We start from the raw sequence: 12,221 nt of genomic DNA on the forward strand, positions 1-12,221 counted from the left end.
AGTCGCGCTACAGAACCCCGTCCCGCGCGGGTGCGAGTGTGCCTGTTCACACGGTAGTGGGGCTAAACTGGAACCGTTCGGCGATAGCCGCGTTTACGGCGGTTCACCAGCGCGAAGACCGGTTCTGGTGCACGCTGGTCGACGAATCGCCGGCTCCCCCACCGTGCGAAGGAACGGTTCTCGCAGGTCGAGGCTGGTTCAGCAGGGGGACGACACCGTTTCTCAAACGGGCCGCCGGGCGCCTGATCGGGAGCGACTAGGCTGCCCGACGGACGAGGGATAACTGCGGTTCGAATCGGTCCAGTGGACCGTTCGCCGCGTTGAGGGAAATACCGCCGAAGGAAAACTGGAGCTGCGTCCGTGTCCGTCACCGACGACCTTGCCCGCTTGACGACCAAGCGACTGCCCAACGACTGGACCGAGTTGGATCAGCGCGCTGTGGACACCGCACGCGTGCTCGCCGCCGACGCGGTGGAGAACTGCGGCAGCGGCCACCCGGGCACCGCGATGAGCCTCGCGCCCGCCGCCTACGCCCTGTTCCAGCGCGTCATGCGCCACGACCCCACCGACCCCGAATGGATCGGCCGCGACCGCTTCGTGCTCTCGGCCGGGCACTCCAGCCTGACCCTGTACGTGCAGCTGTTCCTGTCCGGCTACGGCCTGGAACTCAACGACCTCAAGCAGCTGCGCAAGTGGGGCTCGCTGACCCCCGGCCACCCCGAGTACGGCCACACCAAGGGCGTGGAGACCACCACCGGCCCGCTCGGACAGGGACTGTCGACCGCCGTCGGCATGGCCATGGCCGCCCGCCGCGAACGCGGCCTGTTCGACCCCGAGGCCGCCCCGGGTGAGAGCCCGTTCGACCACCACATCTACGTGATCGCCTCCGACGGCGACATCGAAGAGGGCGTCACCTCCGAGGCCTCCTCGCTGGCCGGCGTGCAGCAGCTGGGCAACCTCACCGTCCTCTACGACGCCAACGAGATCTCCATCGAGGACAACACCGGCATCGCCCTGACCGAGGACACCGCCAAGCGCTACGAGTCCTACGGCTGGCAGGTCCTCACCGTCCACGGCGGCGAAGACGTCCAGGGCCTCCTGGAGGCCATCGAGTCGGCCAAGGCCGAGACCACGCGCCCGACCCTGATCGTGCTGCGCACCGTCATCGGCTACCCCGCGCCCACCAAGATGAACAGCGGCAAGGCCCACGGCGCCGCCCTCGGCGGCGACGAGGTCGCCGAGGTCAAAAAGGCACTCGGCTTCGACCCCGAGCAGTCCTTCGAGGTCAGCGACGAGGTCCTCACCCACGCCCGCGACATCATCACCCGCGGCAAGCAGGCCCACGCCGAGTGGCAGGTCGCCTTCGACAAGTGGGCTTCGGCCAACCCGGAGCGCAAGGCGCTGCTCGACCGGCTGGCCACCCGCGAACTGCCGACCGGCTGGCAGGAGAAGCTGCCGAGCTGGGAGGCCGACGGCAAGGGCGTCGCCACCCGCAAGGCCTCCGGTGAGGTCCTCAACGCGCTGGCCGACGTGCTGCCCGAGCTCTGGGGCGGTTCCGCCGACCTCGCCGAGAGCAACAACACCAGCATGAAGGGCCAGCCCTCGTTCGGCCCGGAGACGATCTCCACCGACGCGTGGTCGGCCAACCCCTACGGCCGGACGCTGCACTTCGGCATCCGCGAGCACGCCATGGGCGCGATCGTCAACGGCATCGCGCTGCACGGCGGCACCCGCCCCTACGGCGGCACCTTCCTGGTGTTCAGCGACTACATGCGCCCGGCGGTCCGCCTGGCGGCACTGATGAAGGTCCCGTCGATCTTCGTGTGGACGCACGACTCCATCGGCCTGGGCGAGGACGGCCCCACGCACCAGCCGATCGAGCACGTCGCGTCGCTGCGCGCGATCCCCGGCTTCTCGGTGGTCCGCCCGGCGGACGCCAACGAGACCGCCGCCGCGTGGAAGACGGTCCTGGAGAACCCGACCGGACCGGCCGGCCTGGCGCTGACCCGCCAGGGCGTCCCGACGCTGGAGGGCGTGTCCGCCGAGGGTGTCGCCAAGGGCGGTTACGTCCTGGCCGACGCCGCCAACGGCAACCCGGAGCTGATCCTGATGGCCACCGGTTCCGAGGTCCAGCTGGCCGTCGAGGCCCGCACGGCCCTCGAGTCCGAGGGCGTGGCGACCCGCGTCGTCTCGTTCCCGTGCGTCGAGTGGTTCGACGCCCAGGACGAGGCCTACCGCGAGTCGGTGCTGCCGAGCTCGGTGAAGGCCCGCGTCTCCGTCGAGGCCGGCATCGCCATGCCGTGGTACCGGTTCGTCAAGGACGCCGGTGAGTCGGTCTCGCTGGAGCACTTCGGCGCTTCGGCCGACTACAAGACCCTTTACGAGCAGTTCGGCATCACCACCGAAGCCGTTGTCGCAGCTGCTCGACGCAGCCTGAGCAACGCCAAGAAGGCGTGAGCGGAGGAATCACTGTGACGACCAACGCGAACCTCAAGGCCCTCACCGAGGCCGGGGTATCGATCTGGCTGGACGACCTGTCCCGCCAGCGCATCAGCTCGGGCAACCTCGCCCAGCTGATCACCGAGCAGGCCGTCGTCGGGGTCACGAGCAACCCGACGATCTTCGCCAACGCGCTGTCCAACGCCGCCGACTACTCGGAGAAGGTCGCGGAGCTGGCGGCACGCGGCGCGAGCGTCGACGACACGATCCGCGAGATCACCACCAGCGACGTTCGGGACGCCGCGGACGTGTTCCGCAACGTCTACGAGCAGACCGGTGGTGTGGACGGCCGGGTGTCGTTGGAGGTCGACCCGCGCCTGGCCCACGACACCGACAAGACGGTGGCCGAGGCCATCGATCTGTGGAAGGCCGTGGACCGCCCGAACCTGATGGTCAAGATCCCGGCCACGCTGGCCGGTCTGCCGGCGATCACCAAGGTGATCGGCGAGGGCATCAGCGTGAACGTGACGCTGATCTTCTCGGTGGAGCGCTACGAGCAGGTCATGGACGCGTTCCTGGCGGGCTTGGAGCTGGCCAAGGCCAACGGCCACGACCTGGCGAGCATCGAGTCGGTGGCGTCGTTCTTCGTCTCCCGCGTGGACACCGAGATCGACAAGCGGCTGGACGCGATGCAGGAGGGCCACCCGCTGCGCGGCAAGGCCGCGATCGCCAACGCACGGCTGGCCTACGCCGCCTACGAGCGCGTGTTCGCCACCGACCGCTGGAACGCGCTGAAGGCCGAGGGCGCTCGGGCGCAGCGCCCGCTGTGGGCCTCGACCGGGGTGAAGGACAAGTCCTACTCCGACACCCGCTACGTCGACGAGCTCGCCGCGCCGAACACGGTCAACACCATGCCGGAATCGACGCTGCAGGCCACCGCCGACCACGCCGACGTGCGCGGCGACCTGGTCTCGGGCAAGGCCGCCGAGTCGCAGCAGGTCTTCGACGACCTCGCCGCGGCCGGCATCGACCTCGACGACGTCTTCAAGCACCTGGAGACCGACGGCGTCGACAAGTTCGAGAAGTCCTGGACCGAACTGCTCGACACCGTCGCCGAGCAGCTCGAGCAGGCCAAGTAAGCAACGCCACGCGCGTGCGTTGATCCGGGCCGGTGCGGCAGCATGTCGCACCGGCCCGGATCGGCGAGAATCACCTACGAACTCAACATTCTTTCGAGCCCTGAAGGATCTTCATGGCAACCGATGTTTCTGTCGAAATTGCCGACACGGCGCTGGCGGCCGAGGCTCGCCCCCTGGTCGAGCGGCTGACCGCCGACGCGGTTGCCGGCAAGCTCGCCGCCCAGGACGCCACGCTGTGGGGCACCGACGCCGAGCCCGAGGCCTCCATCCGCCTCTCCTGGACGACGCTCGCCGAGAGCTCCCGGCCGCTGCTCGCCGAGATCGACGCGCTGCGGGCCGAGCTGCACGCCGACGGGCTGGACCGCGTCGTGCTGGCGGGCATGGGCGGCTCCTCGCTCGCGCCCGAGGTGATCACCGGTACCGCCGGTGTCCCGCTGACCGTGCTCGACACCACCGACCCCAGCCAGGTCGCCGACGCGCTGGCCGGTGATCTGGACCGGACCGTGCTGGTCGTCTCCTCCAAGTCGGGCACCACCGTGGAGACCGACTCGCACCGCCGGATCTTCGAGAAGGCCTTCTCGCAAAACGGAATCGATCCTGTGACCCGCATCATCGTGGTCACCGACCCCGGTTCCCCGATGGAGACCTCGGCCCGCGAGGCCGGGTACCGCAAGGTCTTCACCGCTGACCCGAACGTGGGCGGCCGCTACTCGGCGCTGACCGCCTTCGGCCTCGTCCCGGCAGGCCTGGCGGGCGCGGACATCGCCGGGCTGCTCGACGACGCCTCGACCGCGTTCCAGGCGCTCGGCCAGGACTCCTCCTCGAACCCCGCGCTGCAGCTCGCCGCCGCGATCGGCGCGGCGCACGACGGCGGGGCCGAGAAGCTCGTCTTCGCCGACACCGGCTCCGGCATCGCCGGCTTCGGTGACTGGGTGGAGCAGCTGATCGCCGAGTCCACCGGCAAGAACAGCACCGGCGTGCTGCCGGTGGTCGTGGAGAGCCCCGACGCCCCGGGGTTCACCGACGCGGGCGCCGACGCCACCACCGTGGCCATCGGGCCCGGCATCGACACCGCCAAGATCAGCACCAGCGGCCCGCTGGGCGGGCAGATGCTGCTGTGGGAGTTCGCCACCGCGATCGCCGGGCGGGTGCTGGGCATCAACCCGTTCGACCAGCCCGACGTGGAGGCGGCGAAGAAGGCGACCCGCGCGCTGCTGGACGGCCCCGCAGGCGGCCCCGCGGTTACTCCGGCGGTCGTCGACGGCTCCGTCGAGGTGCACCCGTCAGGGGATTGGGCCTCCGCGGGCGTCGGCAACGTGACCGAGGCGCTGCGCGCGTTCCTGGCCACCGCTCCGGCCTCCGGGTACCTGGCGATCCAGGCCTACCTGGACCGCCTCGACGACGCCTCCGCGGCCGTGCTGCGCACCGAGCTGGCCCGGCGCACCGGGCTGCAGACCACCTTCGGCTGGGGTCCGCGGTTCCTGCACTCCACCGGCCAGTACCACAAGGGCGGCCACCAGAACGGCGTGTTCCTGCAGATCACCGGCGACTCCGAAGGTGACCTGGAGGTGCCGGAGCGGCCGTACACGCTGGCCGGTCTGCAGCGCGCCCAGGCGCTGGGCGACGGGCAGGTGCTGGCCGACCACGGTCGTCCGGTGCTCCGCCTGCACCTCACCGATCGCGCGGCCGGGCTCGTCGAGCTCGTCAAGGCCGTGCAGAACCTCCAACCGGGAGGACAAGCGTGAACAGCAGCGAATGGACCAACCCGCTGCGGGATCCCCGGGACAAGCGGCTCCCGCGGATCGCCGGGCCCTGCGGTCTGACGATCTTCGGCGTCACGGGTGACCTCTCCCGCAAGAAGCTGATGCCGGCGATCTACGACCTGGCCAACCGCGGTCTGCTGCCGCCGGGCTTCGCGCTGACCGGGTTCGCCCGCCGCGACTGGGCCGACCAGGACTTCATGCAGGTCGTCTACGAGGCGGTCAAGGAGAACGCGCGCACCCCGTTCCACCAGGTGGTCTGGGACCGGCTGGCGGAGGGCATCCGGTTCGTGCCGGGTTCCTTCGACGACGACGAGGCGTTCGACAAGCTCGCCGAGACCGTCAAGGAGCTCGACGCCGACCGGGGAACCGGCGGGAACCACGCGTTCTACCTCTCGGTGCCGCCGTCGGCGTTCCCCACGGTGCTCAAGCAGCTCTCGCGGTCCGGGTTGACCGACCCGACCGACGGCAGCTGGCGCCGGGTGGTCATCGAGAAGCCGTTCGGGCACGACTCGGAGAGCGCCAAGGAGCTCAACCGGATCGTCAACGACGTCTTCCCCGAGGAGTCGGTGTTCCGCATCGACCACTACCTCGGCAAGGAGACGGTGCAGAACATCCTGGCGCTGCGCTTCGCCAACCAGCTGTTCGAGCCGATCTGGAACGCGCACTACGTCGACCACGTGCAGATCACCATGGCCGAGGACATCGGCTTGGGCGGTCGTGCCGGGTACTACGACGGCATCGGCGCGGCCAGGGACGTCATCCAGAACCACCTGCTGCAGCTGATGGCGCTCACCGCGATGGAGGAGCCGGTCTCCTTCTCGCCGGACGACCTGCGCGCGGAGAAGATCAAGGTGCTCTCGGCGACCAAGCCGGTCGGGCCCTTCGACGAGACCACCGCGCGCGGTCAGTACACCGGCGGCTGGCAGGGCGGTTCGCTGGTGCCCGGTCTGCACGAGGAGGGCGGCTTCGCTTCCGACTCGATCACCGAGACCTACGCGGCGATCACCCTCGAGGTGGAGAGCCGCCGCTGGGCGGGCGTGCCGTTCTACCTGCGCTCGGGCAAGCGGCTGGGCCGCCGGGTCACCGAGATCGCGGTGGTCTTCAAGCGCGCCCCGCACCTGCCGTTCGACTCGACCATGACGGAGGAGCTGGGGCAGAACGCCCTGGTGATCCGGGTTCAGCCGGATGAAGGCGTGACGATGCGCTTCGGCGCGAAGGTACCGGGCACCTCGATGGAGGTCCGGGACGTCACGATGGACTTCGGCTACGGCCACGCCTTCACCGAGTCCTCCCCCGAGGCCTACGAGCGGCTGATCCTGGACGTGCTGCTGGGCGAGCCCTCGCTGTTCCCGGTGAACGAAGAGGTCGAGCTGTCCTGGAACATCCTCGACCCGGTGCTGGACCACTGGGAGTCGCACGGCAAGCCCGAGCAGTACAAGGCCGGGACCTGGGGTCCGTCCTCCGCGGACGAGATGCTGGCCCGCACCGGACGCGTCTGGAGGCGACCGTGATCATCGACCTTCCGTCGACAACCACCTCGCAGGTCAACAAGAAGCTGGTGGAGCTGCGCGAGTCCGGTGGCGCGGTGGCGCTCGGCCGGGTGCTCACGCTGGTGATCGCCACCGGCGACGGCACGGAGGTGGAGAAGGCGATCCAGGCCGCCAACGACGCGAGCCGGGAGCACCCGTGCCGCGTGATCGTGGTGGCCAGCGGTGCCCGCCAGGCGGCTCCGCGGCTGGACGCGCAGATCCGCGTCGGCGGCGACGCCGGTGCTTCCGAGGTCATCGTGCTGCGCCTCTACGGCCCGCTGGCCGACGAGGGCGCGGGTTCGGTCGTGCCGCTGCTGCTGCCGGACGCCCCGGTGGTGACGTGGTGGCCGACCGATGCGCCGGAGTTCCCCGCCAAGGACCCGCTGGGCGCGCTGTCGCACCGCCGCATCACCGACGCGGCGGCCGAGGCGGACCCGATCGAGGCGCTGCAGAAGCGGCTCAAGTCCTACGTGGAGGGTGACACCGACCTGGCCTGGACGCGTCTGACGTCCTGGCGGGCGATGCTGTCCGCGGCGATGGACCTGCCGCCGCACGAGCAGGTCACCTCCGCCACCGTCACCGGCGCCTCCGACTCGCCGTCGACCGACCTGCTCGCGGGCTGGCTGTCGGCGTACCTGGAGATCCCGGTGCGCCGGCTGGAGAGCTCGCGGGCCGGTTCCGGCATCTACTCCGCGCTGCTGGAACGCCCTTCCGGCAACGTCGAGATCGTCCGCCCGGACGGCAAGGTCGGCACGCTGACCCAGCCCGGGCAGCCCGACCGGCGGCTCTCGCTGCAGCGCCGCGAGGTTCAGGACTGCCTCAGCGAAGAGCTGCGCCGCCTCGACCCCGACGAGATCTACGAGATCACCCTGGGCGGTCTCAAGGGCATCGTGCGCGGCGAGGACGAGGAGTCCTCCGACGAGGCGGAGGCGGACGAGTGAGCCGTCCCGAGGCGCTGGTGCACTCCGGCGGCGACGTGCTCGCCGCCGCGGTGGCCGCCCGGTTGATCACCGCGATCACCGACGCCCAGGCCACTCGCGGTTCGGCGTCGGTGGTGCTCACCGGCGGCCGCACCGGCATCGGCGTGCTGGAGCAGGTTCGCCGCTCCCCCGCGCTGGACGCGGTGAACTGGTCCGCGGTCGACATCTTCTGGGGCGACGAGCGGTTCCTGCCCGACGACGACGGCGAGCGCAACGAGACGCAGGCCCGGCAGGCGCTGCTGGACCACGTCGACGTCGACCCGTCGCGGGTGCACCCGATGGCAGCCTCGAACGGCAGCTTCGGCGCCGACGCGGACGCGGCCGCGGTGCATTACGCGGAGCGGCTCGAATCCCTCGCCCCTGCGGGCTCGGTGGTTCCGGCCTTCGACGTGCTGATGCTGGGCGTCGGCGAGGAGGGGCACACCGCGTCGCTGTTCCCGGACACGCCGTACGTGCGGGAGGAGGCCCGGACCGTCGTGGGAGTGCACGACTGCCCGAAGCCGCCGCCCACGCGAATCTCGTTGACGCTGCCCGCGATCCGGGCTGCGTCCCAGGTCTGGCTGATGACGACCGGTGGGGCCAAGGCCGAGCCGGTCGCAGCGGCCCTCGGCGGTGCCGATCCGGTCGACATCCCCGCTGCGGGAGCCGTCGGCCGCGAACGCACGCTCTGGTTGCTCGACACCGGAGCAGCAGCGAATCTGAGCTGAACTTCCGCGAAACGCGCCCCTTCCTCACCTCGGAGGGGGCGCGTTCTCGTTCGCCCTGATCGGTGATGACCTGTGCACCGCGCGGAGTTGCCCCATACGCTGTGGCGCGATCGGTGATCGCGACGGAGGGGATCCGATGCGCAAGCTCGGCGTGCTCGGAACGGCAATGGGTGTGGCGGCGGTCCTGCTGGGACTGATGGGCACGACCGGGGTCGCCGCCCCGTCGAGCACCGAGATGCGCGGCGTGTGGATCGCCAGCGTTGCCAACACGGACTGGCCGAGTCGCCAGGGGTTGTCCGCGGAGCAGCAGCGCTCCGAGTACCGGGCGATGCTGGACCAGGCCGTGGCGAACCGGATGAACGCGGTGTTCGTGCAGGTCCGGCCCACGGCGGACGCGTTCTGGCCGTCGGCGATGGAACCGTGGTCGCACTGGCTGACCGGGCAGCAGGGCCGCGATCCCGGCTACGACCCGATGCGGTTCCTGATCGACGAAGCCCACCAGCGCGGCCTGGAGTTCCACGCCTGGTTCAACCCGTACCGGGTCAGCATGACCGACGACCCGAACTCGCTGGTGCCCTCGCACCCGGCCCGGGTCCACCCGGAGTGGACCTTCGCCTACGACGGCAAGCTGTACTACGACCCGGGCGTGCCGCAGGCCCGCGAGTTCTCCACCGCCGCGATCATGGACGCGGTGTCGCGCTACGACGTCGACGGCGTGCACCTCGACGACTACTTCTACCCCTACCCCGCCGACGGGCAGCCGATCCCGGACGAGCGGACTTTCGCCGCGCACGGCAAGGGGTTCGACAACATCGACGACTGGCGCCGCGACAACGTCAACGACTTGATCTCGGGGTTGCACGAGAAGGTGCACGCTGCCCGGCCCGACGCAGACTTCGGAGTCAGCCCGTTCGGCATCTGGCGGAACTCCAGCAGCGACCCGGCGGGTTCGGACACCAAGGGCATGGAGTCCTACTCGTCGATCTTCGCCGACACCCGCCGCTGGGTCCGCGAGGGCTGGGTCGACTACATCGCGCCGCAGGTCTACTGGCAGTTCGGCCACCCGGCGGCCGACTACGCGGCGGTGGTCCCGTGGTGGTCGCAGACCGTCGCGGGCACCGGTGTGAAGCTCTACATCGGACAGGCCGCCTACAAGGTCGGCCAGCCGAACTGGACCGACCCCGCCGAGCTCACCCGCCACCTCGCGTTCAACGCGGGCCAGCCGGGCGTGGCGGGCGACCTCTACTTCAGCGCTAAGTCCCTCACCACGGTCGCCAAGGACGCCATGGCCAGAGTCGTCCAGGACCACTACACGCCCTGACGGGACAACACCTCACAACAGCCACCCGCCCCCGCCACGATCTTCACCTTCCGCCGCCGACCCTCCCGGGCAGTTCCCAGTTTTAGTCCAAACCGAGCCATGATCATGTCCGAAATGTCGGCTCAGTTATGACTAAAACTGGGACCTGGTGCGGTGTGACTTCCGGGTCACTCGTCGCGGTAGATCTGGAGGCGCAGGTCTCGGGCCTTGGTCATGTGGGCGCGGGCGAGCTCGCCCGCGTGAGTGGAGTCCCGGGATTCGATGGCCTCGATCAGGGCGTGGTGCTCGGAGAGCGCTTCCTGCCAGCGGCCCGCCGATTCGAGCGTGGTGGCCGGGTAGCGGGTCAGGTGGTTGTTGAGCCTGCTCAGCAGGTCGACGACGGTGCCGTTGTGGCCGGCCGCCCAGATCGCTTCGTGGACCGCGCGGTTGGCCGCCATCATCGTCGTCGGGTCCTCGGGTGACACCGCGTCCATGGTGGACTGGGCCTTGCGGACGCGGATGAGGTCGAGGTCGGTGTGGCGGATCGCGGCGGCCGACGCCGCGGTGGCCTCCAGGGCGATGCGGACCTCGTAGATCTCCAGGATCTCCTCGGGACTGCGGGTGCGGACGCGCATCCCCCGGTCGCCGCGCTCGACGAGCCCGTCCTGCTCCAGCCTGCGCAGGGCTTCTCGGATGGGCGTGCGACTGGTGCCGTAGCGCTCGGCGAGCGCGAGCTCCACCAGGTTGGCGCCGGCGTCGAAGGTGCCCTCCACGATCTCGCCGCGCAGTCGCTCGTACACCTCGGACAGCTCCGCCATCTCCTTCTGCACTCGATCCACCTGGGTCGACGCCCACGATACTTAGGCGCCTGCGGCACCCGCTCCGGCGAGCCTGCCGAACACCGCGCCGGAGGTCAGCCCGGTGCCACCCGGGTAGTTCCCGGAGAACAGGCCGCCGACCATCTCGCCGCAGGCGTGCAGTCCCGGGATCGGCGAGCCCGCGGTGTCGAGGACGCGCGCAGCGGCGTCGACGTGCACTCCGCCGAAGGTGAACGTGATGCCGCAGCCGACGGCGAACCCGTAGTAGGGCGGGGTGTCCAGCGCGACGGCCCAGTGGGACTTGGGCGGATCGACCCGCGCGGCACGTCCGTCCTTGACCGCCGGGTCGAACTCGGCGTCCACGATGGACTCGTTGAACTCCCGCGCGGTGCGGGCCAATTGCTCGGGGTCGATCCCCAGCGCCTCGGCGAGCTCCGGGAGCGTGCCGGCCTGGGCGGCGGCGATCGGGTGCGAGTCGTACTCCTCCTTCCGCAGCAGCGGGCGGGTTTTCGCGTCGAAGAGCTGGAACGCGCGGCCGCCCGGCTGGCGCAGGATCTCCCGGCCGTACTTCGCGTAGGTGTAGTTGCGGAAGTCGGCGCCCTCGTCGACGAACCGCTCCCCGGCGGTGTTGACCACGATCCCGATCGGGTAGCTCTGCCGGGTGAGCTGATTGGTCAGCTCCCGGTCGCCGCCGTCGGGATCGGAGTCGGCGTCCCACGCGGTGCTGTGGCAGGTGCTCCAGTCGCCGTGCGGTGCCGCGCCGGCGGCCAGCGCGAGGTCGAGCACGTCGCCGGTGTTGGTCGGCGTGCCGCGCACATGGGCTCGGGCCCACTCGGGGCCGAGGTGGCGCGCGCGGCGCTGCGGCGAGGCTTCGAACCCGCCCGCTGCCAGCACGATCGCCCCGGCCGAAACCCGGTGCTCGGCTCCCCCGGCCCGGTAGGTGACGCCGCGGTCGTCGAGGTGCAGCTCGGTGACCTCCGCGCCGTAGCGGATCTCGACGCCCTCCTGCTGCGCGGCTGCGGTGTGCTGGGCGATCAGGCCCTTGCCGCCGTCGACGGTGCCCGCGCAGAGCCCTCCGGAGAACACCCACTTGCCGCCGGAGAGGTACGCCTGACGCTCGTACATCAGCCGCCAGGTCACGCCCTTGCCCGCCAGCCACCGCACGGTGTCGGCGGACCGCGAGACCAGCACCTCGGTGAGCACCGGGTCGCAGCGCCCGCCGGTCACCCGGTCCATGTCGGCGTGGAACGCGCTCGCCGGGTAGGCGGGCACGACCGCGTCGGCGTGCCGGTCATCGGGTTCGAGCAGGTCGGCGAGCTCGTCGAGGTCGTCGAAGGTGAACCGGAACGCTCCGGCCGTGTAGAAGGAGTTGCCTCCCGCCTCGGGTTCCGGGGCCTTCTCCAGCAGCAACACCCGGGCACCCCGCTCGGCGGCGGAGTGCGCCGCCGAGAACCCCGCGTTGCCCCCACCGACCACCACGACGTCGAAGTCCACCACGCACCTCCTGCACACGACTGTATACAGAAGCATACTGACTGGAGGGCCG

9 protein-coding genes are annotated in these 12,221 nt (G+C 70.5%); 7 read left to right on the forward strand and 2 right to left on the reverse strand.

The window, feature by feature from the left end:
- The first annotated feature begins 360 nt into the window (after positions 1-360).
- The 7 genes from tkt (at position 361) to FHU35_RS04405 (ending at position 9,878) form a co-directional block, all read left to right on the forward strand.
- The gene (gene tkt, locus FHU35_RS04375) at positions 361-2,457 is read left to right on the forward strand and encodes a transketolase (protein WP_222429271.1); all 2,097 of its coding nucleotides are present in this window, start codon (positions 361-363) and stop codon (positions 2,455-2,457) included.
- 14 nt (positions 2,458-2,471) lie between these two features.
- Positions 2,472-3,578 carry a transaldolase gene (gene tal, locus FHU35_RS04380; RefSeq protein WP_145737070.1) on the forward strand — a complete coding sequence of 369 codons (1,107 nt, stop codon included), beginning with the start codon at positions 2,472-2,474 and terminating at the stop codon, positions 3,576-3,578.
- Positions 3,579-3,691: 113 nt separating this feature from the next.
- Positions 3,692-5,323, forward strand: a complete 1,632-nt coding sequence (locus FHU35_RS04385) for a glucose-6-phosphate isomerase (protein ID WP_145737071.1) — start codon at positions 3,692-3,694, stop codon at positions 5,321-5,323.
- The gene (gene zwf, locus FHU35_RS04390; RefSeq protein ID WP_145737072.1) at positions 5,320-6,852 is read left to right on the forward strand and encodes a glucose-6-phosphate dehydrogenase; all 1,533 of its coding nucleotides are present in this window, start codon (positions 5,320-5,322) and stop codon (positions 6,850-6,852) included. The genes FHU35_RS04385 and zwf overlap by 4 nt, the downstream gene beginning before the upstream one ends.
- Complete coding sequence (gene opcA / locus FHU35_RS04395) at positions 6,849-7,811, forward strand: glucose-6-phosphate dehydrogenase assembly protein OpcA (protein ID WP_145737073.1); 963 nt, start codon at positions 6,849-6,851, stop codon at positions 7,809-7,811. Before zwf ends, opcA begins: the two co-directional genes overlap by 4 nt.
- A complete protein-coding gene (gene pgl / locus FHU35_RS04400; protein WP_145737074.1) occupies positions 7,808-8,557 on the forward strand; it encodes a 6-phosphogluconolactonase in 750 nt (249 codons plus the stop codon). The genes opcA and pgl overlap by 4 nt, the downstream gene beginning before the upstream one ends.
- 136 nt (positions 8,558-8,693) lie before the next feature.
- A complete protein-coding gene (locus tag FHU35_RS04405; protein ID WP_145737075.1) occupies positions 8,694-9,878 on the forward strand; it encodes a glycoside hydrolase family 10-like protein in 1,185 nt (394 codons plus the stop codon).
- A gap of 167 nt (positions 9,879-10,045) precedes the next feature.
- Here the strand turns inward: FHU35_RS04405 and FHU35_RS04410 are convergent, their stop codons facing one another.
- Together FHU35_RS04410 and tcuA are read right to left on the reverse strand one after the other, a co-directional pair.
- Positions 10,046-10,687, reverse strand: a complete 642-nt coding sequence (locus FHU35_RS04410) for a GntR family transcriptional regulator (RefSeq protein WP_222429272.1) — start codon at positions 10,685-10,687, stop codon at positions 10,046-10,048.
- Positions 10,688-10,717: 30 nt separating this feature from the next.
- A complete protein-coding gene (gene tcuA / locus FHU35_RS04415) occupies positions 10,718-12,172 on the reverse strand; it encodes an FAD-dependent tricarballylate dehydrogenase TcuA (protein WP_246110062.1) in 1,455 nt (484 codons plus the stop codon).
- Between the last annotated feature and the right edge of the window lie 49 nt (positions 12,173-12,221).

The organism is Saccharopolyspora dendranthemae, from assembly GCF_007829955.1.
Taxonomy (GTDB): Bacteria; Actinomycetota; Actinomycetes; order Mycobacteriales; family Pseudonocardiaceae; genus Saccharopolyspora; species Saccharopolyspora dendranthemae.